The following is a 23813-nucleotide window of genomic DNA, read 5'->3' as shown; positions in this document are numbered from 1 at the left end:
CAGGAAGACGAGTTAACCGAACAAGTCTCGTGGGCTAGGAGAGTGGTATAAGAGACAGGGTTTAGTTTTTTTAGCAACAAAAAGGCCGAAAACAATTTAACGGACCTAGTCTCGTGGGCCAGGAAGTGTGTATAAGGGCCAGGCCCAGCACCGCCAGTCCCAGCGCGCCGCCCATCATGAAGGCGGTGTTGACCACGCCGGACGCCAGGCCCGACTGGCTCGGCTCGACGTCGCTCATGGCGGCCAGCAGCATGGGGTTGAAGGCGATGCCCGCGCCCAGGCCCAGCAGCAGCATGCCGGGCAGCACGTCGGCCGCGAAGTGACCGTCGACCGGGGCGCGCGCGAACAGCGCCAGCCCCAGCGCCGCCAACAGCAGGCCGATGGCCAGCGGCCCACGGATACCAAAGCGCATCACCAGCTTGGCCGACAGCCCCAGCGAGAACGCCGCCATGATCAGGTTGGCCGGCAGGAACGCCAGCCCCACCTGCATGGCGTCGTAGCCCAGCACCAGTTGCATGTACAGGGCCGAGACGAAGAACCAGGCGAACATGCCCGCCGCCCACAGCACGCCGACCACGTTGGCGGTGGCGACGTTGCGCAGGCGGAACAGCGCCAGCGGCATCAGCGGTTCGGCCACGCGCGCCTCGATCGCCAGGAACAGCGCCATCAGCAGCGCGGCCGCGCCCAGCAGGCCGAGCGACTGCGCCGAGGTCCAGCCGGCCTCGTTGCCGTTGACCACGGCGTACACCGCCAGCATCAGCGACGCGGTGACGGTCAGCGCGCCGGCCACGTCCAGCTTGCCGCCACCGGCCGCGCCGCGCGCCGCCGGCAGCAGCCGCAGGCACAGCGCGTAGACGGCTACGCCGATCGGAATGTTGACCAGGAAGATCCAGTGCCACGACAGCGTGCTGGTCAGCAGCCCGCCCAGCAGCACGCCCAGGCTGCCGCCGCCCGCACAGACGAAACCGTACACGCCCATGGCGCGGGCGCGTTCGCCGGCCTCGGTGAAGAGATTCATGATGAGCGACAGCGACACCGCCGACACCACCGCGCCGCCCAGCCCCTGGGCCGCGCGCGCGGCGATCAACAGCCCCTGGCCCCGCGCCAGCCCACAGGCCAGCGAGGCCACGGTGAACAGCACCAGGCCGGCCAGGAACATGCGCCGGTGGCCGAGCAGGTCGCCCAGCCGTCCGCCCAGCAGCAGGAAGCCGCCGAAGGTCAGCATGTAGGCGTTCACCACCCACACCAGCGAGGTCTCGGTGAAGTTCAGGTCTTCGCGGATCGAGGGCAGGGCGACGTTGACGATGGTGGTGTCCAGCACGATCATCAACACGCCCAGGCACAGCACCATCAGTGCCCACCACCGTTGCCTGCCCTGTATGCCATGCGTCATGGATGTCTCGCTCCATCCGCTGGTGGCGGATTCGGTTGTCAGTGGGGTTGTCAGTGGCTGAGCCGCCCGCCGCTGATCATCCAGCGCGTGTCGTAGCGGTCGATCAGGGCGCCGTAGGCTTCGGCCCAGAAGGTTTTCTGCAGCGGCATGGTAACGCTGCCGCCCTCGGCCAGCATATCGAACACGCGTTGCGCGTCCGAGACCGTGGGGTAGGCCAGCGACAGCGCCATGCCCTGCTTGCCGGGGTAGGGATGGCCGGCGGTGGCGTCGCTGGCCATCAGCACCTGTTCGTCCAGCGCCAGGCGGGCGTACATGATGCGTTCGGCTTCAGCGTCGGACAGCGCCGGCATGGCGGCGTCGGCGGGCGCATCCGCGTAGCGCACCATGGTCTCGACGCGGCCGCCGAGCACGCGTTCGTAGAAACGCATGGCTTCGGCGCAGTTGCCGTCGAAACTGAGGTAGGCGGAAAGTCTGGGCATTGCGGATCCTCCTTCTTTTTAGCCGATCCCGATTCTCGCATCCGCGGCCCGTCCGGGAAACCTCTTATTGCCGCGGGTCTGCGCGCATCCCTATCATTCGGCACAGGATCAGGATTGATCCGCACGCGCTGGCAGGGCCGGCGCCGCAGTGCCCCGCAGCAATGATTGCTGCCCGAACCTTCGTCTGGCTATAGAAGCCCCCGACTCACGCAATGCGTGGCCGGGGGCTTTTTTGTTTTCCAAAACGTTGCAGGGAGATCGCATGCAAGTTTCACCGCCGCCGGATGCCATCGCGTCCGCGATTCACGTGGCCAGTGTGCAGACGGCCCCCGTCATGGGCGAGGTCGCCGCCAATGTGGCCCGTTCCATCGAGCTGGTCGAGCAGGCCGCCGCGCAGGGCGCGCGGCTGGTGGTGCTGCCCGAGCTGGCCAACACCGGCTACGTGTTCGCCAGCCGCCAGGAGGCCCACGCCCTGGCCGAAAGCGTGCCCGACGGCCCCAGCTCGCGGGCCTGGATCGCGCTGGCGCAACGCCTGGGCATCTACCTGGTGGCCGGCATCGCCGAGCGCAGCGGCGGCCGGCTGTACAACGCCGCCATCATCGCCGGCCCCGACGGCTACCTGGGCACCTACCGCAAGCTGCACCTGTGGGGCGACGAGAACCTGTTCTTCGAGCCGGGCGACCTGGGCCTGCCGCTGTTCGACACCGAATTCGGCCGGCTGGGCGTGGCGATCTGCTACGACGGCTGGTTCCCCGAGGTCTACCGCCTGCTGGCGCTGCGCGGCGCCGACATCGTCGCGGTGCCCACCAACTGGGTGCCGATGCCGGGGCAGACGCCCGAGGGCCCGGCCATGGCGCACGCGCTGGCGGCGGCCGGCGCCCACAGCAATGGCCTGACGCTGGTGTGCGCCGACCGCGTCGGCGTCGAGCGCGGCCAGCCCTTCGTCGGCCGCAGCCTGATCGTCGGTTCGCAGGGCTGGACCGTGGCCGGCCCCGCCAGCCACGACCGCGAAGAGGTGCTGGTGGCGCCGGTGGACCTGGCCGCCTCGCGCCGCGCGCGGCAACTGAACGACTTCAACCACGTGCTGCGCGATCGGCGCCGCGACCTTTACGACGAACTGCTGGGCGCCGCCGAGGCGCCGCGGCAGCGTTGAATACAACGGCGGACAGCCGGCCCCCAAGGAGAAATCCCCATGAAAAAACCCACTTGCAGCTTCCTCATCCGACTTTCCTTCATCGCCGCGCTGACCGGCGCGGCGGGCGCCCACGCGGCCGAGCCCTTGCGCATCGGCGTGCCGGTCGGCCTGTCGGGCGCCAACAGCGTGGTCGCGCCCGGCGTGGTGCAGGCCTCGCAACTGGCGGCCGATGAGATCAACGCCGCCGGCGGCATCCTCGGCCGCCAGGTGGTGCTGGAGATCGCCGACGACGCCTCTGGCGCGGTCGGCGCACAGAAGGCCTACGACACGCTGGTGTTCCAGAAGAAGGTGGATGCCATCATCGCCATGGAAACCAGCGCGGCGCGCAACGCCGCGCTGCCCATCGTCTCGCGCGGCAAGGTGCCGTACATCTACACCTCGTTCTACGAAGGCCGTTCGTGCAACCGCTGGATGCACGTCAACGGCTGGGTGCCCGAACAGCAGGTGGCGCCGGTAGTGGATCACTTCATGAAGGAACGCGGCGCCAAGACCTTCTTCCTGGTCGGCAGCGACTACGCCTTCGGCCGCGGCATGCTCAAGTTCACCCGCGAATACATCGAGAAGCAGGGCGGACGCGTGGTGGGCGAGGAATACCTGCCCATCGACGGCTCCGACTGGACGCCGGTGGTGTCGAAAATCCGCTCGGCCAACCCGGACGCGCTGATCAGTTCCACCGCCGGCGGCGGCCCCAACGTCAGCCTGGCCAAGCAGGTCAAGGCGGCCGGCCTGACCATGCCCTACGGCAACCTGGCGATCGATGAAGCCACCGCCAAGACCATGGGCGACACGGCGGTCGGCATGTATCTGTCGGCCTCGTACCTGACCAGCATCGATACGCCGCAGAACCACAAGTTCCTCGACGGTCTGAAGGCCAAGTTCGGCGCCGACGCCAAGACCGCCAACGAATTCTCGGGCCCGCAGTACGAAGCCTTCTTCCTGTACAAGGCGGCGGTCGAGAAAGCCGGCAGCCTCGACCCGCAGAAAGTGGTGCAGGCGCTGAGCGAAGTGTCGTTCGATGGCCCGCGCGGCCCGGTCAAGATGGATCGCCAGCGCCATGCCGCGCTGACCATGCGGCTGGGCCAGGTGCAGCCCGACGGCTCCATCAAGATCCTGCAGACCTTCGACCAGGTCGACCCGGGCGCGCAATGCCCCAACCTGAAGTGACGCGTTAAGCAACATCCTGCGCGCCGCCGGCCCGCCGGCGGCGCTGGAGAACACAATGGGTTTGATGCTGGACATTCTGACGACAGCCGCCATGCTGTTTATCGTGACGGCCGGGCTGATGATCATTTTCGGCGTGATGAAGATCGTCAATTTCGCTCATGGCGCCATCATCACGCTGGGCAGCTACGCCGCCCTGGTGGTGACGCGGCTGGGGCTGGACCCGTGGCTGGCGCTGCCGTGCGCGCTGCTGGCGGGCGTGCTGGTGGGCATGCTGGTCGAACGCCTGATCGTGCAGCCGCTGTACAAGCGGCCGCTGGACGCCATCCTGGCAACCTGGGGCCTGGGCATCGTGATCGGCCAGCTCATCACCATGGCCTTCGGCCGCGAGGTGCAGTTCGCCGACGCGCCGATCCAGGGCGCGGTGCCGTTCCTGGGCACCGAATACTCGGCCTACCGGCTGTTCCTGGTGCCGGGCGCGCTGCTGCTGTACGTGGCGCTGACGCTGCTGCTCAATGGCACGCGCTTCGGCGTGCGCACCCGCGCCGTCATCATGAACGAGGACCTGGCGCGCGGCCTGGGCATCAACGCCGAACGCATCCGCTTCACCACCTTCGCGCTGGGCGCGGGGCTGGGGGCGCTGGCCGGCGCGCTCATCACGCCGCTGTCCAGCGTCGATCCGAACATGGGGCTGCCGTGGCTGGTCAGCGCCTTCATGCTGGTGATGGTGTCGGGCAACTCGATCACCGCGCTGTTGCTGACCTGCCTGGTCTACGGCGCCTGCCAGGTGCTGGTGGGCGTGTACATCAGCCCGATCCTGGGGGGCGTCACCATCGCGGTGCTGGCCGCCCTGACCCTGCGCCTGCGTCCCAAAGGATTCGCCCATGACTGATTCCTCCCTCGCGCAACCGGCGCTGGCGACCCGCGCCGACCCGCGCCGCGCCGCCCGCGGCCGCGACCTGCTGTGGCTGGCCATCGCCTGCCTGGCCCTGACCGTGGCCGGCCCCTGGCTGTTCGACACCTATCTGCTGAACGTGCTGATCAAGGCGCTGTTCTTCGCCGTGGCGGCGGTCACGGTGGACATCCTGTGGGGCTACACCGGCTACCTGACCTTCGGCCAGTCGGCCTTCTTCGGCGTCGGCGCCTATGCCGCCGGGCTGGCCTTCACGCACTACGGCTTCTCGCCGGGCGTCGCGCTCGCGGCCGCGCTGGTGGCGGTGGGGGCGGCCATGCTGCTGGCGCTGTTGACCGGCTGGCTGTCGTTCTATCGCGGCGCCTCGCCGTTCTTCGCCACCGTGATCTCGCTGGTGCTGCCCATCGTGCTGACGCAGGTGGCGCTGTCGGGCGGCACCTACACCGGCTCCTCGTCCGGCCTGACCGGCTACGACACCTTCGACCTGTCGCTGGAGGCCTGGTACGTCATCGCCGCCGGCGGCCTGTCGGTCGTGGCGCTGCTGGCCTGGGTCGCGGTGCGGAGCGACGGAGGCCGCATCCTGGCCGCGCTGCGCGACAACGAGGGCCGCTGCAGCTACCTGGGCCTGAACACCGCGCATTGGCGCATCGCGCTGCTGGTGGTGTGCGGCGCGGTCGCCAGCCTGGCGGGCTTCGGCTACGGCGCCTTCAGCGGCGTGGTGGCGCCAGAACTGACCGGCTTCGTGTTCGGCACCGAACTCATCATCTGGGTGGCGCTGGGCGGACGCGGCACGGTGTGGGGCCCGGTGCTGGGCGCCGTGCTGATCAACGTGGCCGGCTCGTACCTCAGCGGCAACATGCCGTTCCTGTATCAATTGGTGCTGGGCGTGACCTTCATCCTGGTGATCCTGCTGCTGCCGCGCGGGCTGCTGCCGCTGCTACTGGCGCCGTGGCGCCGCCGGCGGCCGGCCCCGGTGCCGGAATTGGTGGCGCGCGCGCCAGCCGGCGCATCGGGGCGGGGCGGTGCATCGAGTCAAGGCGCCGCACCAGCCCAGGCCGCCGCCGAAAGCGGCCTGGTCCTGGCCGGCGTGGCCAAGCGCTTCGGCAGCCTCAAGGTGCTGGAAGGCATCGACCTGCGGGCGCGCGGCGGCGAACTGCTGGGCCTGATCGGTCCCAACGGCGCCGGCAAGACCACGCTGATGCGCTGCATCGCCGACGGCGCCGAGCGTAGCGACGGCACGGTCGAACTCTGCGGCCACGCGGTCAAGCGCGACGGGCCGGAGCAGTGCGTGCGCTACGGCCTGGGCCGCAAGTTCCAGAACGCCAACATCTTCGACACCCTTACCGTCGCCGAAAGCCTGCGCATCGCCACCACGCTGCGCGAGCGCCCGTCGTGGCGCCGCCGCGCGCCCGCCCTGGCGCTGCCGGACTACGCGCTGGAGGTGTTGCGCATGACTGGCCTGGACCAGCAGTTGGACCGCGTGGCGCGCGACCTGTCGCACGGCCAGCAGCAGGCGCTGGAACTGGCCATGGTGCTGGCGCTGGAGCCGCGCGTGGTGTTGCTGGACGAACCCACCGCGGGCCTGAGCAAGGATGAGCGCGCCCGCATCGGCCAGGTGCTGTCGGCCCTGGCCCACACCCACGGCCTGTGCTGCCTGCTGGTCGAGCACGACCTGGACTTCGTGGCCGAGGTGGCCACCCGCATCATCGTGCTGCACCAGGGCCGCATCGTCATGGACGGCAGCTTCCGCGAAGTGGCCGAATCGGAACTGGTGCGCACCATCTATGCCGGTAACGCGCCGTCCGGGAACACGACCCGGCAAGCTGCCCAACAAGGCGCCCAACCCGCAACCCCGTCTGTTTCGCCCCAAGGAGCCCAGCCATGAGCCACGCCGCCCCGGCCTTGCGCCTGGAAAACGTCGCCAGCGGCTACAAAGGCGCCGTGGTGCTGAACGACATCTCGCTGTCGGTGGCCGGCGGCGCCTGCGTGGCGCTGCTGGGCAAGAACGGCATGGGCAAGAGCACGCTGCTCAAGACGGTCATGGGCTACCTGCCCAAGCTCCGCGGCACCGTCAGCCTGGGCGGCGTCGACGCCACCCGCCTGCGGCCGCACGAGGTCGCCCGCCGCGGCGTCGCCTACGCGGCCCAGGACCAGCCGCTGTTCCCCGACCTGAACATCCGCGACAACCTGCGCCTGGGCCTGGCCAGCGACCGCCTCTTCGACGAACGCTTCGGCGAGATCGCCGACCTGTTCCCGGTGTTCGCCAGCCGCCTGCGCCAGCATGCCGGCACGCTGTCGGGCGGCGAGCAGAAGATGCTGCTGGTGGCGCGCGGCCTGATGCAGCGGCCGGCCCTGCTGTTGCTGGACGAGATCACCGAAGGCCTGCAGCCCTCGGTGATCGAGCGGCTGGGCCGGGCGCTCAACTGGGAACGCGAACGGCGCGGCACCTCCATGTTCATCGTCGAACAGAACGTGGCCTTCGCGCTGGACGTGGCCGACCGCTACCTGGTGCTCAAGCAGGGCGCCATCGTCGACCAGGGCGAGGCTGGCGCGCCCGGGGCCGCCGGCCATATCATGGACCACTTGAAGGTATGAACCGTGCCGGCGCCAGCGGCGCGCCGGCCACGATCTTGCAGAAGGAAGCCCCTATGACCTCCCGCACTGACAGGGACGCCGCCACGCCGGGATGGCGCATCGGCGTGCTGTATTCGCGCAGCGGCGTGACCGGCACCACCGAATCGCAGCACTTCTTCGGCACCGTGCTGGCGGTCGAGGAAATCAACGCGCTCGGCGGCGTGCTGGGCCGGCCGCTGGAACCGGTGGTCTACGACCCGCGCAGCGACGCCGAGGAATATCGCCGCCTGGCCGCGCGGCTGCTGCTGGACGACGAGGTCAACGTGATCTTCGGCGGCTGCACCTCGCACTGCCGCAAGGCCATGCTGCCGGTGGTCGAGCGCAACAACGCGCTGCTCTGGTACGCCTCGGTCTACGAAGGCTTCGAATACTCGCCCAACATCATCTACACCGGCGCCGCGCCCAACCAGGGCAGCATGCAGCTGGCGGCCTACCTGATCCAGCACTGCGGCAAGCGCATCTTCCTGGTGGGCGCCGACTACATCTACCCGCGCGAAACCAACCGCATCATGCGCGACACCGTCGAGGAACACGGCGGCGAGATCCTGGACGAAACCTACCTGCCGCTGGGCTGCGACGAAGGCGAGATCATCGACGTGGTGCGCGACATCCGCCGCATCAGGCCGGATGTGGTGTTCTCGACCCTGATCGGCGACGATGCCCAGCGCTTCTACCGCCGCTACCACGCCGCCTGCGAGGCCGACCCGGGCGCGCCGCACATCCCCATCGCCAGCCTCACCATGGCCGAATCCGAGGTGGCCGAGATCGGCCCGGCCCTGTGCGCCGGCCACATCACCGCCGCCACCTACTTCAATACCGTCGACTCGCCCGCCAACGCCCATTTCCTGGACCGCTGGCGCGCCCGCTTCGGCGACCGCCCGGCCAGCGTCTACGCCGAGGCCTGCTACAGCCAGATGCACCTGTTCGCGCGCGCCCTGCAGCGCGCCGGCAGCCTGGACACGCGCAAGCTGGCGCAGGCGGTGCACCAGGTGGGCTTCGACGCGCCCGGCGGCCGCCTGACCATCCTGGCCGAGAACAACCATAGCGTGCTGACCCCGCGCATCGGCGTCTGCCGCGCCGACGGCCGCTTCGACATCGTCTGGGCCAGCGGCGAACCGGTCAAGCCGGACCCCTACCTGACGGCTTTCGGTCTGGACGAATTCTGGTTGGCATGAGCATGGACCATAGCCTCCGCCGCCTCTACGAAGACCTGCGCAGCGTGGCCGTCGCCGTGGCCTATCCGCCCGGCGAAGACCGCGACTTGCTGGTCGAACAGCTCAAGCGCATCGGCTGCCGCATCCACCTGGTCTGGCCGTTCCCCGACAAGCCGCCGGCCGGCGCCGACGTGGTGTTCTTCCAGGTCTCGCAATGCGGCCAGAACTCGTTCGCCTGGTCCGCCAGCGAGGTCGACGCCACCCTGATCGCGTTGTCCGAATACGAAACCCCCACCACCTTGAAGCAGCTGCTCAAGACCAACGCCCACGGCGTGCTGACGCGGCCGTTCCGCTCGGCCGGCATCCTCAGCACCCTGGTGCTGGCGCGCTCGGCCAAGCAGTTCCAGAACCGCCAGCAGAACAAGATCGATAAGCTGGAAAGCACCATCAAGGCGCGCCGCGTGATCGAAAAGGCGATCCGCGTGCTGATGGACCACCAGCGCCTGGACGAACGCGCCGCCTACGAACATATGCGCACCCGCGCCACCGGCCTGCGGGTCAGCGTGGCCGAGGTCGCCGCCATGATCGTCGAGGCCAGCGAAGCCATGGAAAAACTGGGCCTGGGCGGCGCGCGCCCCGACCCGCAGAACAACAGCAACAACGGAGGCAAGGCATGAAAGTCATGATCGCCCGCATGAACCACGAGACCAACACCTTTTCGCCGGTGCCCACGCCGCTGTCCGCCTTCGGCAACGACGGCCCGACCTACGACCGCGCCGCCTACGAAGAGAACCACGGCAAGCGCACCGCCATGTCGGCATTCATCGACCTGGCCGAGGCGCAGGGCGCCACGCTGGTCACGCCCGTGTCCGCCACCGCGTACCCCAGCGGCCGCGTCCACGGCCAGGCCTATCGTGAACTGTGCGATCGCATCGTCGCCGCCGCCGCCGGCTGCGACGCGCTGCTGCTGGACCTGCACGGCGCCATGGCCGTCGAAACCACCGACGACGGCGAAGGCGACCTGCTCGAACGCCTGCGCCAGCAGGCCCCCGGCGTGCCGATCGCCGTCGCCCTGGACCTGCACGGCAACGTCACGCAGAAAATGATCGACAACGCCGACGTCATCGTCAGCTTCAAGACCTACCCGCACATCGACATGTACGAAACCGGCGAGCACGCCGGCCGCATCCTGTTCGACTGGCTCGCGGGCGGCCCGCGCCCGCGCCTGGCCTGGCGCCGCCTGCCGCTCATGACCCACACCCTGCGCAGCAACACCGCCGAAGGCGCCATGCGCCGCGCCGTGCAAGCCGCGCGCGGCGCAGAGGCCGGCGGCATGCTGGGCGTGTCGGTGCTCGCCGGCTTCGCCCTGGCCGACATCCCCGACCCGTGCCTGAGCGTGGTGGTGGTCGCCGCCGGCGACGCCGAGGCCGCCGAGCGCGTCGCCGCGGGCCTGGCCGCCGCCATCTGGGAAGACCGCGACGGCTTCGTCTACGAAGCCGAACCCCTGGCCGCCTCGCTCGAACGCGCCGCCGCCCTGGCGCGCGGCGCCGACCGCCCCGTGCTGCTGCTGGACCACGGCGACAACTGCATGTCGGGCGGCACCTGCGACACCATGGACGTGCTGGTCGCCGCCGTCGACGCCGGCCTGACCGGCATCGTCGCCGGCCTGTACTGCGACCCCGAAGCCGTCGCCGCCATGATCGCGGCCGGGCAGGGCGCCCGGGTCGAACTGCCCGTCGGCAACAAGCTGCCCATCCCCGCCATCGGCCGGGCCGCCGCGCCGGTGACGCTGACCGGCGTGGTGCGCGCCATCACCGACGGCAGCTACGTCATCACCGGCCCCACCTACACCGGCCAGACCGCCTGCATGGGCCGCAGCGCCGTGCTGGACATCGGCGCCGCGCAACTGGTCATCACCGAACGCACCCACGAACCCTGGGACCTGGGCGTCTTCGAAAGCCTGGGCATCGACCCGCGCGAGGCCCGATTCATCCTGGTCAAATCGCGCATGTACTGCCGCCCGGTGTTCGTGCCGATCTCTTGCGCCCTGATCGAATGCGACAGCCCCGGCGTCACCAGCTCGGACTTCTCGCTGTTCCCGTACCAGCGGCGCAACCGGCCGCGCTATCCGCTCGATCCGTTCAAGCCAGCGCAGATGTCGGCGTAGGGTGGGGCGGAAGTCGCCCCGCGCCTTGAACCGCGCCGGGCTTTCCAGTTCAATGGGACATTGCGCGGGCGGCACGCCGCCGCCCGGCCCCTTACCCGTTGGAGTGGCATATGGCTACGGTGCATCTGCTGTCGGATGAAGAAGCGCGCAGGATCCCCGAGGCGTGGGCGGTGTTCGAAGACATCCGCGCCACCCGCAAGTCCGATTTCGTCAATAACTTCTGGCGCGCCCTGGCCAATGACCCGCCCCAGCTCAAGCGGGTCTGGGAACAGCTCAAGCAGGTCATGATGGCCGACGGCGAAATCCCGCCCCTGGTGCGCGAGATGATCTACATCGCGGTGTCCACCGCCAACGGTTGCAGCTACTGCATCCATTCCCACACCGCCGCCGCCCGCGCCAAGGGCATGACCGACGGCCAGCACGCCGAACTGCTCGCCGTCATCGGCATGGCCGCCCAGACCAACGCGCTGGTCACCGCCATGCAAGTGCCCGTCGACGACGCCTTCACCGTGAAATAGGGCGCCGCCATGGCGACCATTCCGCTGTTCCCGCTGTCCAACGCGCTGTTCCCCGCCGGCGTGCTGCACCTGCGCATCTTCGAAGTGCGCTACCTGGACATGATCCGCCGCTGCATCGCCGACGGCACCGAGTTCGGCGTGGTCGCGCTGCTGTCCGGCAACGAGGTCCGCTCGCCCGAAGGCCAGGAGGTCCTGGCCGATGTCGGCACCCTGGCCCGCATCGACGCCTGGGACGCGCCCATGCCCGCCTTGCTGCAATTGCGCTGCATCGGCACCCAGCGCTTTCGGCTGGTTTCCAGCCAACTGGCAAAATACGGTCTTTGGATGGGCGAAACCGAGCCCATCGACGACGACCCGCCGCTCCCCGTGCCGGCGCCGCTGCAGCCTTGTGCCGACGCCCTGGGCCGCCTGGTGGCGCAATGGCAGCAGGAAGGCGTGCCCGCCGACCGCATGCCGGTGGCGCCGCCGTACCGCCTGGATGAATGCGCCTGGGTGGCCGACCGCTGGTGCGAACTGCTGCCGCTGCCGGCGGCCGACAAGGTCCGGCTGCTGGCGCTGACGGACCCGCATGCTCGTCTGGAAGCCGTGCGCATCGCGCTGGAAGGGCCGCAGGCCTAGCCAGCCACAGGCGGCGCTGCTTTGGCATCGCGGGCCGGGCTTGAACTGTTTTTTGGACACCATGGATATCAGGATTGACGAAGGCCTGCGTGCCTATATTGACCCCTTGACCGACGACGAGCGCGAGGCGCTCGAACGCAGCCTGCTGGCCGAAGGCTGCCGCGACGCGCTGGTGCTGTGGGGCGACCTGCTGATCGACGGCCACAACCGCTACGCGCTGTGCATGAAGCACGGCATTCCGTTCGAGACGCGCCAGAACACCTCCTTCAAGTCGATGGACGACGTGCACCTGTGGATGATCGAAAACCACCTGGGCCGGCGCAGCGTGTCGGATTTCCAGCGCGGCGTGCTGGCGCTGCGCAAGAAGGAAATCCTGCAATCGCGCAGCGTGCCGCCGTGGGAAGACGACGGCAGCACGCCGCCGCCCGAACCGCCGCCCATCCCGCCCGCGGCTGTGTTGAGCCGTCAGGCGCTGGCGCGCGAGGCGCGCATCAGCAGCAACACGCTGGGGCAGATCGAGAAGATCCAGAAGGCCGCCGCGCCGGAACTGGTGCGGGCAGTGAAGGACGGCGCGATCTCCATCAACGCCGCGGCGGCGGTCGCGACCTTGCCGCCCGAGCGGCAGGCCGCGGCGGTGGCCGGCGGCAGGAAGGAACTGCAGCAGGCGGCGCGCGAAGTGCGCCAGGCCAAGGCGCCGCCGCCGAAAGAGGCGGTGCCGGATATTCCGATCGAGAATATCGCGGACCTGCCGGCGGAGGTGGCGCGGCTACGGGAGTTGCTGGCGCGGCTGACGGATGAAAGGGATCAGTTGAAGAAGAAGGTGATGCATTTGACGGTGGCGCTGGCCGAGGCCAGGAATGCGGGGGCGGGGGCAGGGGACGATTGACGGGCGCATATTAATTATTCGCGGCTAGAACTTATCAAACACGACGACCATCCTATGCCCCAGGACTTTTCCCAGTTCCAGGGCAAGTGCGTTGCCTACGCCAGGACCATCGAACCCAAACGCGAGGTTTCCCAATCCCCATGCGAGCGGCAAGAATCGCCATTGATTGATGCCGTACGAGTGTCGACAGCTTGGGCACTCGAGCGCGCCAAGTTCGCCCGAATACCAGGCGGAAATCATTTCGCCCCACGGGAGAGAAGCTGCGTCATGCTCTACAGCGCAGCATGGGCAGCGTAGCCCCTCGACGCTTTGCGGTCCGGCGTTGTAGACACGACGCCCCACGATTGCACCTATGCCGTTATTGCGGTGCTCGTTTACCCATTCGGCCCATCGAGCAATGCCCGGGCCAGGTGCGTGGCTGACAGGTGAAAAGGCGACCTCGGCAATAGTGGAGTGAACAGCAATGCCCATTGCTTCCATCCAACGCATGCCGCTGTCGGCGAAGGCGGGCGCGTCTTCAAGGGTGACATCGAGATCAACGATGTAGATCGGGGAGTCGCTCATCGGTTGCTGAAATGCAATACGTCGTTTATCTCATCCGCACGAATCCGGTAGGATCGAAATTTCCGCGCCGAGGCGGGCAATGAACTCGCCGCGCTGCGACAGCCGCGGACGATACGGGATAGATCTCCGGCGCTTCCAAGAGGCAACAAGCGCCCAATCCACCCCCAAGCGACATCTTGAAGAGCTCGTGCCACCTATTATCGTGCCGCCCAGAATTTTCCAATATTCAAGCGTACCCGATTTCGAGTGGGCGATTGGAAGCAACGGGGGATATGTCATTGGACCTTGACCGAAGCGCGTATCGCATTGCGCGCGGGGGAAAATGCCGCAGAAACGCGCGTTGCATCTTTAGCTAGCCAGCCAGGTGCGGGCGGTGGCGAACGGGGCTTGGGAAAGCGGAAAGTCGTTTGGCTTCCCCGGATATCGAAGCGGCTGGCAGCCACAAACAATTCCGTCCCGCCATGCGAAATCGCAAACTTACACTACAAATTCGTTGCTATATGTGACTGCAACTCTATACTAGGGTTTTCCCTTTGTCATAATACAAATTCATGCGCTCGCGTTTCTCCCTTGGCAACCTTTCCATTGGCACCCGGCTGACGCTGGGCTTCGGCACCGTACTCGCCCTGTTATTGGCGCTCACTGGCCTGTCGCACTACGAACTGACCCACATCGGCGGCATCAACCGGGCGATCACGGAACAGACTTGGACCGAGGCAAGCGCCATCAACAGGATTGACGTGACGACCCGCGCCAATGCGCGCGCGAACCTCGAGTTGATCGTCAATACCGATCCCCGCGCCGCTGAAACGCTGTTTGCCCGCATCGACACCAATCGGAAGGTGATTGACCAGGCGCTGGAAACCCTGCGGCCATTGTTCAGCACCGAAGACGAACGTCAGCGGCTGCGGTTATTGGAAGACGTGCGCGGCCGCTACGTGAAGTCATTCCAGGGCGTGGGCGCGCTTCTCAAGCGTGGCGAGCGCGACGCCGCCCGCCAACGTTTGCTGGAAGAGACCCTTCCGCTCCTGGACAGCCTGCAGGACCACATCATCGAGATTTCGCGGATTCAAGCGGCCGAGATGGTGGACGCCAGCGCCGACAGCCGGAAGGTCATCGACAACGCGGGCTTGTTGAACCTGATCCTGTCGGGGCTGGCCATCGTGCTGGGCGGCCTGTTCGCATGGCGGGTGTCCAAGTCGATCACGGCGCCGCTTGCCCAGGCCGTGTCGGTGGCGGAGACCGTGGCGCGTGGCGACCTGGGTCAACCCATCCACGCGGTCACCCGCGATGAAACCGGCCGACTGCTGCGCGCGCTGCACGATATGCAGGACAAGCTGGCCGCCGCGGTTCGCACCATTCGCGCCGGGTCCGAAACCATCTCCAGCGCAGCCGGGCAGATCGCGGCCGGCAACACCGACTTGTCCAGCCGGACCGAAGAGCAGGCCGCGTCACTGGAGGAAACCGCCGCCTCGATGGAAGAGCTGGCGTCGACCGTCAAGCAGAATGCCGACAACGCGCGCCAGGCCAATCAACTGGCGGCAAGCGCTTCCGAAGTCGCCCAGCGCGGCGGCGCCGTCGTGTCGGCGGTGGTCAGCACGATGGGCGATATTTCCGCCAGCTCGCGCAAGATTTCCGAGATTGTCTCGGTCATCGACGGGATTGCGTTCCAGACCAATATCCTGGCGCTGAACGCCGCCGTTGAAGCGGCCAGGGCGGGCGAGCAGGGCAAGGGCTTCGCGGTGGTCGCGGGCGAGGTGCGGTCGTTGGCGCAACGCAGCGCGCAGGCCGCGCGCGAGGTCAAGGCGCTGATCGAAGCGTCCGTGAGCAAGGTGGCCGAGGGCGCGGGTCACGCGGAAAACGCGGGCGCCACGATGCAGGAAGTGGTCGCCTCGGTCAAGCGTGTCACGGACATCATGGGCGAGATCGCCGCGGCCTCGCAAGAGCAGGCCTCCGGCATCGAGCAGGTCAACCGCGCCGTGTCGCAGATGGACGAGGTGACCCAGCAGAACGCCGCGCTGGTCGAAGAAGCGGCGGCCGCGGCGGGCTCGATGCAGGACCAGGCTCATGCATTGGTGGGTGCGGTCGGTGTGTTCCGCTTGCGCGAGGATGCCGCGCGGCGCGAGGACGCTGGCGCCCGGCCGCGCGAGGGCGGCGCCCTGCTGCTGACCTGATCGCCAGCAGCCGTTGGACACGCCCGAAAACGTCGGGCGGTGGCCATGGCGGGAGCCCTCACGACCCATTCAGTCCAGGCAACTGGCCGCGTGGCCGGCAACCTTGGCTTGCAGGCCTGGCTGGTGGCTGACGGTTGTTTCATGTGCGCTCGGACCGACTGGCATGGGACACCGCGAAGCGCCGGAGATGAGCGCAACGTAGGGCCCGGCTCCCATCGGCCTTGCGTTCACGGCGCTACAGTCCGCGCGGGAAAGTCTCTGGCGCTTCTCCCAACGTCCAAGTGTCACCCCATTCCAGCGGCTCGACGGCGCGGGTCTGGTCGAAATGGAGGACACAGTCGAACTGTTGCGGCAGGCAAGCATGGAAATAGTGGCTCTGCCGCTCTGTCTGCGGCCGATAGATGACGCCGATGGCACGTTCCAGCCGACGCCTGGACAGCGCTTGCGTCAGGCTCCGGTCGCCCTTGAACGACACGACGAATCGGTCGATGCCCGTCTCGTGCAACACCGCCTCGTAGCTGCCAGGCAGGGCCGGCAGCACACGCTTGCGCTCTGCCGGCGAATCCCAGTCGTCCGCGGCGGTGACGCTTCCCTGATAGGTGGTCAGTCCCACCAGGAAAGTCTCGGCGCCGTATCGCTCGCGCGCCAATTGGCCTAACGTCCACTCTCCCGCCTGTCCGACGTCCGTCGCGCGCGCATCGCCCACGTGCGAATTGTGCTCCCAGACGACAACCTTGGCCGGGCCGCCGTCCCTTGCCCGTGGCAGATGGCGGGCCAGGGCATCCAGGGTCTGGGCCATATGGCGGTCCCGCAGGTTCCAGGAAGACACGCTTCGATCGAACATGGTGCGGTAGTACTCTTCGGCATTGGTGATCAAGCGCGCATTTTGCTGCGCATAGAACAGCGCATCGCTTGACTCGTACCCATCGCTTTTCAGATATTGCGCGGCACGCGTATTGAGTTCGCGCATCTGCGCGATGACGGCGCCTTGGCACGATGCCGACAGACCATGGCCTGTCAAGTAGCCATAGCGTTCGCTGTTGCGATCGAAATGATCAAAGCAAGCGTAGCGCTCACGCGCATGGCGGGCAGATTCGGGGTCGACATGATCGAGATATCGCAGCACTTCCGCGATCGACGTGAACAGGCTGTAGAGATCCAGGCCATAGAATCCGACCTGCTCGGTCAGGGGCGACACCGAGTCGTTGTAGTCACGCAGCCACTCGACGAAACGAACCACCGTGGTATTGCGCCACATCCAGGTCGGAAAGCGCTTGAAACTCGCCAGGGCCTGATCGCCGGTGGTGTCTTCCCCCAAACCGCGAACGTATCGATTGACCCGATATGCATCCGGCCAATCGGCCTCGACCGCTACGGCGCAGAAGCGTTTTTCCGCGATCAGCCGTTGCGTCAGCCGCGCGCGTTCTTCATAGAACTCGTGCGTTCCGTGGCTGGCTTCGCCGATCAGCACGAAGCGCGCGTCGCCGATCCGCTCCAGAACGGAGTCGTAGTCGCGCGAGCTTCCCGTAAGCGCAAGCGCGGACGCGGCAATCGACCGGGCAGGCGAGGGCAGGTGTGCATCAGTGGTCATTTCCATAAGCTGTCTTGGGCCAAGAACCATCAACCGTGACTCGGCGCGGGCGACGCTATCCACGCGGACAGCGGATGGGTGCGCGCGGCTTCTTGCAAGAGACTGATTACCTCGTCGTCCGTGGTCTGCTGGAAGTCCAGGTACCACTGGCCCACGCCGTAGAAAGGGGCGGGCGTGCTCAAGCAGATCATTTCGTCAGCCTCAAGCGCCAGTTCCTCGCGGGTCTGCGCGGCGGAAACCGGAACGGCCACCACGATCCTTGCCGGCTTGGCCATCCGCACGGTCCGCAGCGCCACGCGCATCGTCGAACCGGTCGCCAGGCCGTCATCCACGAGAACCACCGTTTTTCCGCGCAGACGCAGCGGTGGCCGCCCCGCCCGGTACAACGCGTCACGGCGCATCAGCTCCTTTCGCTCGCACGACGCGATTGCCTCGATCTCTTTCATGGAAATCCCGTACGCCGCGATGACCTCGGTCTGCAGTTCAGACTGATCGTTGCTGATCGCGCCGATGGCGCATTCGGCATGCCCCGGCATCCCGAGCTTGCGCACCAGCACAACGTCCAGCGGAACATTCAGCGCCGCGGCAATCTGGAAAGCCACCGGCACTCCCCCGCGCGGCAGTGCCAGCACGATTACGTCGGTGCGCCCCGCATATTCCATCAACCGCCTGGCCAGCAGCACGCCAGCCTCTTTTCGATTCTTGAAAGGAGCGTCCATCCATGAACCTCCATCGTTGCTTTCTGAAAACGCCAGGCGCGCCATCGCTGACCGCTGCGTGCGAGACGGGCGCGCATCGTCGGTCCTGGCCTGGATCGGACCCGCCAAGTGCCCTCAGCGTAGAACCTTGGGCCAGGTCCGGATTGACCAAAGTCAATCCTCGAGCGCAGCGCAGGCACACAATCGAAGTGCCTCGCCGCGACGGACAGCGACCGTCATGCGATGGGGCGACGTGGATTTCATTCTTCAGCGATAGGAGCCCATCATGAAAGACGAGGAACTTCGCCGCCATGTCCTGGAGGCCTTGGAATTCGATCCCAGCGTCGACGCCTCTGGCGCCAGCGACTTCGTGACCTTCGCGCAAACCGTCGGGTTCGCCCTGCCGTGATCCGGGCGCCTCTTCATTCCCGCCAAGCACGGCAATGCCCTATGTGCTTGACCTGTATCAATAATCCCCGCCGCGGATGCGTCAAGCTGAAAGGATCCAGACTCCCCCAGAGAGGCCGTAATGAAAATCCTTGTTGCCGTGGACGGTTCGAAGTTCTCCTTGCATGCGGTCAAGTACGCGGCAAAACTGGTGGCAGGCCTGCAATCGGGCCCGCACAGCATCACGTTGATTTGCGTGCACGACGATACCGGCTTGAACCACGCAAAGTCCTTTGTCGGCAAGGCGGCAGTGGTTGATTATCTGCGCGAGCGCTGTGAAAAGGAACTCAGGCCCGCCCGCAAGTTACTTGATGCGGCCGGCATCAGGCATGACATGGTCGAGCGAACCGGCCATGTAGCCAAGGAAATTCTCGACTGTGCGGGAAAGGGAAAATTCGATCTGGTGGTGCTGGGCTCCAAAGGCCGCGGGGCCATCGCCGACCTGCTTATCGGTTCGGTCGCGCAGCGCGTGCTGGCGGCGGCCCGCCAGCCTGTCCTCCTGGTGAAGTGAGCCGTCCTGGACATGGACGACATCGATGGCCTGAGCCCGGCGCAGGCGCGGCAGCGCCTGGCGCTTGACGGCCCGAACGCGCTGCCGGCTTCGCAGCGGCGTAGCGTCTTGCGGCTGGCGCGCGAGGTGGTGGCGGAGCCCATGTTTTTGCTGTTGGTCGCCTGCGGCGCGCTCTATCTGGCGCTGGGCGACCGGCAAGAGGCGTTGATGCTGCTGGGGTTTGTGTTCGTCGTGATGAGCATTACCTTCGTGCAACAACGTCGCACCGAGCGCTCGCTGGAGACGCTGCGCGATCTATCCAGCCCGCAGGCGCTTGTCAGGCGGAGCGGCCAGACCCAGAGAATCCCCGCTCGCGAGCTTGTGCGCGGCGACGTCGTGCTGCTGGCCGAGGGCGACCGCGTGCCCGCCGACCTGGAACTCATCAGCACCGCCAATCTGGCTCTGGACGAATCGCTGCTTACCGGCGAATCGGTGCCGGTGCGCAAACAGGCTGGCGCTGACGCGACCGTCCTGGCATACGCCGGCACCCTTGTCACGCAGGGCGGCGGGCAGGGGCGTGTCGTGGCCACGGGCGTGCATAGCGCGCTGGGCCGTATCAGCCAGTCGCTACAGAGCATCGCCATTGATATCACCCCCATCCAGCGCGAAACCCGGCGTGTCGTCAGAAACGTAACCGCGGTGGGGCTCGCTCTGGCGGTGGCGCTGGCATTGGCGCACGGGCTACTGCGTGACGATTGGCTGGGCGGAATGCTGGCGGGATTGACGCTGGCCATGGCCATCCTGCCGGAAGAATTGTTGGTCATCCTGACCTTGTTTCTCAGCCTGGGCGCATGGCGCTTGTCGCGCCAGAAGGTGTTGGCCCGCAGCATCCCCGCCGTGGAGTTGCTGGGAGCCACCACCGTACTGTGCGTTGACAAGACCGGAACCCTCACGACCAATCGCATGGCCGTTCGGCGCCTTCAGTCGGGCAGCGCGCTATACGACAGCCTGCGCGACGGCGCAGCGCCGCTGCCCGAGGCGCTGCACGGCGTGCTGGAATACGCCGTCCTGGCCACCCACCGCCACGCCAGCGACCCGATGGAGGTCGCCATTGTCGGCGCCGGCGCGCGGCTACTGGCCCGCACCGAGCATCTGCACGCTGACTGGAGCCTGGTCGAGGACTACCCCTTGTCGCCCGCCATGCTCGCCATGTCGCGCGTCTGGCAGTCGCCCGACCAGAGGGCCTACGTGATCGCCGCCAAGGGCGCGCCCGAAGCCGTGGTCGACCTATGCCATCTTCCCGCGGCCGATCGCGCGCGCATCGCCCAGCAGGTGGCGGCCATGGCCGCCGATGGAATACGCGTGCTGGGTGTGGCGCGCGCCGTGTTCGCCACCCCGCCGCTACCGGCCAGCCAGCACGATTTCGACTTCGTCTTTCTCGGCCTGGTGGGGCTGGAAGACCCGCTGCGCCCCGATGTGCCAAGCGCCATCGCCTCCTGCCAGGCAGCCGGTATCCGGGTGGTGATGATGACTGGGGACCATCCGGCCACTGCCGTCGCCATCGCCCGTCAGGCTGGCCTGGACACCAACGCCCCGCCGATGACCGGCCAAGAACTGGCGAGCCTTGGCGACGCGGCCCTGCGGGAGCGCTTGTCCGCCACCCAGGTGTTCTGCCGCCTGCAGCCCGCGCAGAAGCTGCGCCTGGTGCAAGCCTTTCGCGCGCGCGGAGACATCGTCGCCATGACCGGCGATGGCGTGAACGACGCGCCCGCCCTCAAGGCGGCTCACATCGGCATCGCCATGGGCGCGCGCGGTACCGAGGTGGCGCGCGAGGCGGCCGATCTGGTGCTGATGAACGACGACTTTGCCTCCATCGTCACCGCCGTGCGCCATGGCCGTCGCGTGTTCGCCAATCTGCGCAAGGCCATTGTGTTCGGGGTGGCAGTGCACGTGCCCATCGTGGGCCTGTCGCTGGTGCCGGTATTGCTGGGGTGGCCCATGCTGCTGATGCCGGTGCACATCCTCTTTCTGCAGCTCATCATCGACCCGGCCTGCGCGATTGTGTTTGAGGCCGAACCGCTCGAAACGAATGCCATGAGCGAGCCGCCGCGCCGCGCGGACGCCCGCCTGTTCGACCGCGCCATACTGACCCATGGCTTGTGGCAGGGATGCGGCCTGCTGGTTCTACTGTTGGCCCTGTATGCCGGCGCGCGAGTGGTGGCAAATTCCGAAGACATGGCCCGCGCCATGGTGTTCACGGTACTGGTGCTTGCCAACCTGGGACTCATCTACGCCAATCGCAACCTGACGCGCCCCTCCTGGCGCACGGGGGATGCCGGCAACCGCTACGCCGCCTGGATCAGCGCGGTCACCGTGCTGCTCCTGGCCTGCGTGCTCGGCATCTCTCCCGTGAGCCGCCTGTTTGCGTTCGAGCAGCCAACGCCGTGGATACTCCTGGCGGCGGCGGGGCTGACCGTGCTGGGTTTGCTGTGGCTCGAGGCCGTGAAATGGGCGCTAGGCCGCAAGTCAAGGCCAATCCGTTGCGGTGCGTCCCGTCCGGCGCCGCCGCGACATTGATGCCCACGTTCATCATCCGTTCAGGTTTCGGTGCTTATGCTCCTGCCCGAACGCCGCAAGGCTAGATTGCAAGAACGGGAGCACGCACCATGACAGCCTTTCCGCCTCCGCTGGAAGACCCGGAGGACGATGAACACAGCCCGGCCGAACGCGCCGCCGCCGCCGCCCGCAGCACCTGGGTGAGCGTGGGCGTGAACGTGGTGCTCGCCACCGCGCAGATCATCATCGGTATTTTCTCGAAGTCCCAGGGCCTGATCGCGGACGGTATTCATTCTTCTTCCGATCTGATCGCCGACTTCATCGTGCTGCTGGCCAACCGCCATGGCCAGAAAGCAGCCGACGCGGACCACCACTACGGCCATTACCGCTACGAGACCGCGGCGTCCCTGGCGCTGGGCGTGCTATTGCTGCTGGTCGGCGGCGGCATGCTGTGGTCCGCCGTGATCAAGCTGGAGCAGCCCGACGCGATCCCACAGGTGCACCTGGTCGCCCTGTGGGTGGCCTGTGGCGCCCTGGCCATCAAAGAGGCCTTGTTCCGCTACATGCTTGCCGTGGCCAAGCGCGTGAAGTCCAGCATGCTGGTGGCCAACGCCTGGCATGCGCGCTCCGACGCGGCATCGTCGCTGGTGGTGGGCCTGGGCATCATCGGCAACCTGCTGGGCTACCCGATACTGGACCCGATCGCCGCGGCCATCGTGGGCTTCATGGTGGCCCGAATGGGCTGGAGCTTCGGCTGGGACGCCTTGCACGACCTGCTGGACCGCGCCATCGACGAAGGCGAAGCCGCCGCGATCCAGCGCACCCTGATGGACACCCCGGGTATTCAAGGCGTGCACGATCTACGCACCCGAAAAATGGGGGATATGATCGTCGTTGACGCTCACCTGGAAATCGACGCCGGGCTGACCGTCGAGGAAGGCCACAAGATCGCCGTGCAAGCGCGCCAACGCGTCATGCAGCGGCATCGTGTCTTGAACGTGATGACCCATGTTGATCCCTGGAGACCTCCCGACGCGCCCACGCAGGGCGCCGAGGGCAGGGCGAATCTCGAACCAGGCTGTCCGTAGCGCGTTTTAACGACAAGGAAGAAACATGAAAATCAAGAACTCCGATACTCAGTATGCAGGCCTGGTGATCACCATGCACTGGCTCATGCTCGTGGTCCTGGCTTTGGTTTACGCCTGTATGGAATTGCGCGGGCTGGCCACCAAAGGCACCGATCTGTACAACAACATCAAGGCGCTGCATTTCTCGCTGGGGTTGTGTGTGATCGGGTTGGTGGTTTTGCGGGTGGTTATCCGAGTGGCTTCGGGCCCGGCGCCTGGCGTGCGGCCGCCGATGCCGAGGTGGCAGGATGTGCTTTCACGGGTGATGCATTACGCGTTGTATGCGTTCATGATCGTCACGCCGATTCTGGGGTGGCTGACGCTCAGCGCGGGGGGGAAGGTGATTCCGTTGTTTGGGTTGGAGGTTCCGGCGCTGGTGGGACCGGATAAGGCCCTGGCGGATCAGGTCAAGGAGCTGCATGAGACCTTGGCTACGGTGGGGTATTTCCTGGTGGGGCTGCATGCTGCTGCGGCGTTGTTGCATCACTATGTGCTTCGGGATAACACGCTGGTGCGGATGTTGCCGGGGCGGCGGTGAGGTTGCTTCGGGTGGGGGCGCGAGGCAGGCGCGATTTAGGGGCGAGGGAAAAAGTGTTCACGAATCCCCGGTGTCGTCGTTCAGGCGGCGTCCGAGAGGGTGGCCTGGGCGCCGAAGAAGTTGATCTGAACTGACGGCTTCCGGCCGGGAGCGGTCATCCGAAAATCTGCGCGTGACAATGTTGAGCCAGCAGAGCAGCGCGGCACGGTCTTGGCGGAGGACGCACAGAAAACCTTGTGGACTACATTGCCAGAACCGGCAGATCACTCGACTTGTAATGACCCAGTGAAAACCTGCTCACGTCATAATCGAGGGAATTGACGATGAGCATGAAGTTGGAAGACGACATCAAACGCTGGACGGCCAAGCGCAAGAGTGCGCTAGTGCTGGACATCATTCAAGGCAAGACCACCGTCGCCGAGGCCAGCCGCCAATACGACCTGTCGCCCTCAGAGGTCGAACAGTGGGTCGACGATGGCAAGCGGGGCATGGAGAATGCCTTGCGGGCCA

22 protein-coding genes and 1 pseudogene are annotated in these 23813 nt (G+C 66.8%); 18 read left to right on the top strand and 5 right to left on the bottom strand.

The genetic code is table 11. From position 1 onward, the window contains the following. Positions 1-103: 103 nt before the first annotated feature. A pseudogene (locus AC6LKG_RS23665) lies at positions 104-1393 on the bottom strand (MFS transporter); the annotation flags it as partial. Between the two features lie 50 nt (positions 1394-1443). After that, positions 1444-1872: a VOC family protein gene (locus AC6LKG_RS23660; protein ID WP_498168830.1), complete on the bottom strand. Its 429-nt coding sequence runs from the start codon at positions 1870-1872 to the stop codon at positions 1444-1446. A gap of 262 nt (positions 1873-2134) precedes the next feature. On the opposite strand from AC6LKG_RS23660, the gene AC6LKG_RS23655 reads away from it, so the two are divergent. From AC6LKG_RS23655 to AC6LKG_RS23605, 11 genes are all read left to right on the top strand, one after another. Further along, positions 2135-3025 (top strand): nitrilase family protein, encoded by an 891-nt coding sequence (locus tag AC6LKG_RS23655; protein WP_498168828.1) that lies wholly within the window; start codon positions 2135-2137, stop codon positions 3023-3025. A 39-nt stretch (positions 3026-3064) separates the two neighbouring features. Then, positions 3065-4231, top strand: a complete 1167-nt coding sequence (locus AC6LKG_RS23650; RefSeq protein WP_498168827.1) for a substrate-binding protein — start codon at positions 3065-3067, stop codon at positions 4229-4231. 55 nt (positions 4232-4286) lie between these two features. Further along, positions 4287-5120, top strand: a complete 834-nt coding sequence (locus tag AC6LKG_RS23645) for a branched-chain amino acid ABC transporter permease (protein WP_498168824.1) — start codon at positions 4287-4289, stop codon at positions 5118-5120. Beyond that, positions 5113-7026: an ABC transporter permease subunit gene (locus AC6LKG_RS23640; protein WP_498168821.1), complete on the top strand. Its 1914-nt coding sequence runs from the start codon at positions 5113-5115 to the stop codon at positions 7024-7026. Before AC6LKG_RS23645 ends, AC6LKG_RS23640 begins: the two co-directional genes overlap by 8 nt. Then, entirely contained in the window at positions 7023-7736 is a 714-nt protein-coding gene (locus AC6LKG_RS23635) for an ABC transporter ATP-binding protein (RefSeq protein WP_498168818.1), read from the top strand. Before AC6LKG_RS23640 ends, AC6LKG_RS23635 begins: the two co-directional genes overlap by 4 nt. Before the next feature lie 53 nt (positions 7737-7789). Further along, the gene (locus AC6LKG_RS23630; protein WP_054502884.1) at positions 7790-8950 is read left to right on the top strand and encodes a transporter substrate-binding domain-containing protein; all 1161 of its coding nucleotides are present in this window, start codon (positions 7790-7792) and stop codon (positions 8948-8950) included. A 2-nt stretch (positions 8951-8952) separates the two neighbouring features. Further along, a complete protein-coding gene (locus AC6LKG_RS23625; RefSeq protein ID WP_024069053.1) occupies positions 8953-9606 on the top strand; it encodes an ANTAR domain-containing response regulator in 654 nt (217 codons plus the stop codon). After that, positions 9603-11096, top strand: coding sequence for a M81 family metallopeptidase (locus AC6LKG_RS23620; protein ID WP_498168816.1), 1494 nt, complete (start codon positions 9603-9605; stop codon positions 11094-11096). Before AC6LKG_RS23625 ends, AC6LKG_RS23620 begins: the two co-directional genes overlap by 4 nt. A 110-nt stretch (positions 11097-11206) precedes the next feature. Then, positions 11207-11614 (top strand): carboxymuconolactone decarboxylase family protein, encoded by a 408-nt coding sequence (locus AC6LKG_RS23615; protein WP_026384362.1) that lies wholly within the window; start codon positions 11207-11209, stop codon positions 11612-11614. Between the two features lie 9 nt (positions 11615-11623). Then, entirely contained in the window at positions 11624-12232 is a 609-nt protein-coding gene (locus AC6LKG_RS23610) for an LON peptidase substrate-binding domain-containing protein (RefSeq protein WP_498168813.1), read from the top strand. Positions 12233-12293: 61 nt separating this feature from the next. After that, positions 12294-13118 (top strand): ParB N-terminal domain-containing protein, encoded by an 825-nt coding sequence (locus tag AC6LKG_RS23605; protein WP_498168811.1) that lies wholly within the window; start codon positions 12294-12296, stop codon positions 13116-13118. Positions 13119-13142: 24 nt separating this feature from the next. Here the strand turns inward: AC6LKG_RS23605 and AC6LKG_RS23600 are convergent, their stop codons facing one another. Further along, positions 13143-13682 (bottom strand): hypothetical protein, encoded by a 540-nt coding sequence (locus AC6LKG_RS23600; RefSeq protein ID WP_498168809.1) that lies wholly within the window; start codon positions 13680-13682, stop codon positions 13143-13145. A 551-nt stretch (positions 13683-14233) separates the two neighbouring features. Between AC6LKG_RS23600 and AC6LKG_RS23595 the strand changes: the two genes are divergently transcribed. Further along, positions 14234-15856: a methyl-accepting chemotaxis protein gene (locus AC6LKG_RS23595; RefSeq protein ID WP_498168806.1), complete on the top strand. Its 1623-nt coding sequence runs from the start codon at positions 14234-14236 to the stop codon at positions 15854-15856. A gap of 235 nt (positions 15857-16091) precedes the next feature. Here AC6LKG_RS23595 and AC6LKG_RS23590 read toward each other — a convergent pair whose 3' ends face one another. After that, a complete protein-coding gene (locus tag AC6LKG_RS23590) occupies positions 16092-17453 on the bottom strand; it encodes an erythromycin esterase family protein (protein ID WP_498168804.1) in 1362 nt (453 codons plus the stop codon). Between the two features lie 23 nt (positions 17454-17476). Next, complete coding sequence (locus AC6LKG_RS23585; protein WP_498168802.1) at positions 17477-18166, bottom strand: phosphoribosyltransferase; 690 nt, start codon at positions 18164-18166, stop codon at positions 17477-17479. Between the two features lie 265 nt (positions 18167-18431). Between AC6LKG_RS23585 and AC6LKG_RS23580 the strand changes: the two genes are divergently transcribed. The 6 genes from AC6LKG_RS23580 to AC6LKG_RS23555 all read left to right on the top strand — a co-directional run. Beyond that, positions 18432-18554, top strand: coding sequence for a hypothetical protein (locus tag AC6LKG_RS23580; RefSeq protein ID WP_498168799.1), 123 nt, complete (start codon positions 18432-18434; stop codon positions 18552-18554). 120 nt (positions 18555-18674) lie between these two features. Beyond that, positions 18675-19103 carry a universal stress protein gene (locus AC6LKG_RS23575; protein WP_313036756.1) on the top strand — a complete coding sequence of 143 codons (429 nt, stop codon included), beginning with the start codon at positions 18675-18677 and terminating at the stop codon, positions 19101-19103. Positions 19104-19115: 12 nt separating this feature from the next. Then, a complete protein-coding gene (locus AC6LKG_RS23570; RefSeq protein ID WP_498168796.1) occupies positions 19116-21659 on the top strand; it encodes a cation-translocating P-type ATPase in 2544 nt (847 codons plus the stop codon). 89 nt (positions 21660-21748) lie between these two features. Next, complete coding sequence (locus tag AC6LKG_RS23565) at positions 21749-22726, top strand: cation diffusion facilitator family transporter (protein ID WP_498168793.1); 978 nt, start codon at positions 21749-21751, stop codon at positions 22724-22726. A gap of 25 nt (positions 22727-22751) precedes the next feature. After that, on the top strand, positions 22752-23303 hold the full coding sequence (locus AC6LKG_RS23560; RefSeq protein WP_498168791.1) for a cytochrome b: 552 nt from the start codon (positions 22752-22754) through the stop codon (positions 23301-23303). A 323-nt stretch (positions 23304-23626) separates the two neighbouring features. After that, on the top strand, positions 23627-23813 hold a 187-nt coding region (locus AC6LKG_RS23555; RefSeq protein WP_498168789.1), incomplete at its 3' end, for a DUF1153 domain-containing protein.

The sequence above is a fragment of the Achromobacter sp. 46006 genome (assembly GCF_059761975.1).
The sequence above is the reverse complement of the archived record's forward strand: the minus strand, read 5'-3'. Positions and strand labels throughout refer to the sequence as shown.

Excerpts from the sequence above, each read along its gene's own strand:
- AC6LKG_RS23660 (WP_498168830.1), bottom strand. The coding sequence starts at position 1,872 with ATGCCCAGACTTTCCGCCTACCTCAGTTTCGACGGCAACTGCGCCGAA.
- AC6LKG_RS23655 (WP_498168828.1), top strand. The coding sequence starts at position 2,135 with ATGCAAGTTTCACCGCCGCCGGATGCCATCGCGTCCGCGATTCACGTG.
- AC6LKG_RS23650 (WP_498168827.1), top strand. The coding sequence starts at position 3,065 with ATGAAAAAACCCACTTGCAGCTTCCTCATCCGACTTTCCTTCATCGCC.
- AC6LKG_RS23645 (WP_498168824.1), top strand. The coding sequence starts at position 4,287 with ATGGGTTTGATGCTGGACATTCTGACGACAGCCGCCATGCTGTTTATC.
- AC6LKG_RS23640 (WP_498168821.1), top strand. The coding sequence starts at position 5,113 with ATGACTGATTCCTCCCTCGCGCAACCGGCGCTGGCGACCCGCGCCGAC.
- AC6LKG_RS23635 (WP_498168818.1), top strand. The coding sequence starts at position 7,023 with ATGAGCCACGCCGCCCCGGCCTTGCGCCTGGAAAACGTCGCCAGCGGC.
- AC6LKG_RS23630 (WP_054502884.1), top strand. The coding sequence starts at position 7,790 with ATGACCTCCCGCACTGACAGGGACGCCGCCACGCCGGGATGGCGCATC.
- AC6LKG_RS23625 (WP_024069053.1), top strand. The coding sequence starts at position 8,953 with ATGGACCATAGCCTCCGCCGCCTCTACGAAGACCTGCGCAGCGTGGCC.
- AC6LKG_RS23620 (WP_498168816.1), top strand. The coding sequence starts at position 9,603 with ATGAAAGTCATGATCGCCCGCATGAACCACGAGACCAACACCTTTTCG.
- AC6LKG_RS23615 (WP_026384362.1), top strand. The coding sequence starts at position 11,207 with ATGGCTACGGTGCATCTGCTGTCGGATGAAGAAGCGCGCAGGATCCCC.
- AC6LKG_RS23610 (WP_498168813.1), top strand. The coding sequence starts at position 11,624 with ATGGCGACCATTCCGCTGTTCCCGCTGTCCAACGCGCTGTTCCCCGCC.
- AC6LKG_RS23605 (WP_498168811.1), top strand. The coding sequence starts at position 12,294 with ATGGATATCAGGATTGACGAAGGCCTGCGTGCCTATATTGACCCCTTG.
- AC6LKG_RS23600 (WP_498168809.1), bottom strand. The coding sequence starts at position 13,682 with ATGAGCGACTCCCCGATCTACATCGTTGATCTCGATGTCACCCTTGAA.
- AC6LKG_RS23595 (WP_498168806.1), top strand. The coding sequence starts at position 14,234 with ATGCGCTCGCGTTTCTCCCTTGGCAACCTTTCCATTGGCACCCGGCTG.
- AC6LKG_RS23590 (WP_498168804.1), bottom strand. The coding sequence starts at position 17,453 with ATGGAAATGACCACTGATGCACACCTGCCCTCGCCTGCCCGGTCGATT.
- AC6LKG_RS23585 (WP_498168802.1), bottom strand. The coding sequence starts at position 18,166 with ATGGACGCTCCTTTCAAGAATCGAAAAGAGGCTGGCGTGCTGCTGGCC.
- AC6LKG_RS23580 (WP_498168799.1), top strand. The coding sequence starts at position 18,432 with ATGAAAGACGAGGAACTTCGCCGCCATGTCCTGGAGGCCTTGGAATTC.
- AC6LKG_RS23575 (WP_313036756.1), top strand. The coding sequence starts at position 18,675 with ATGAAAATCCTTGTTGCCGTGGACGGTTCGAAGTTCTCCTTGCATGCG.
- AC6LKG_RS23570 (WP_498168796.1), top strand. The coding sequence starts at position 19,116 with ATGGACGACATCGATGGCCTGAGCCCGGCGCAGGCGCGGCAGCGCCTG.
- AC6LKG_RS23565 (WP_498168793.1), top strand. The coding sequence starts at position 21,749 with ATGACAGCCTTTCCGCCTCCGCTGGAAGACCCGGAGGACGATGAACAC.
- AC6LKG_RS23560 (WP_498168791.1), top strand. The coding sequence starts at position 22,752 with ATGAAAATCAAGAACTCCGATACTCAGTATGCAGGCCTGGTGATCACC.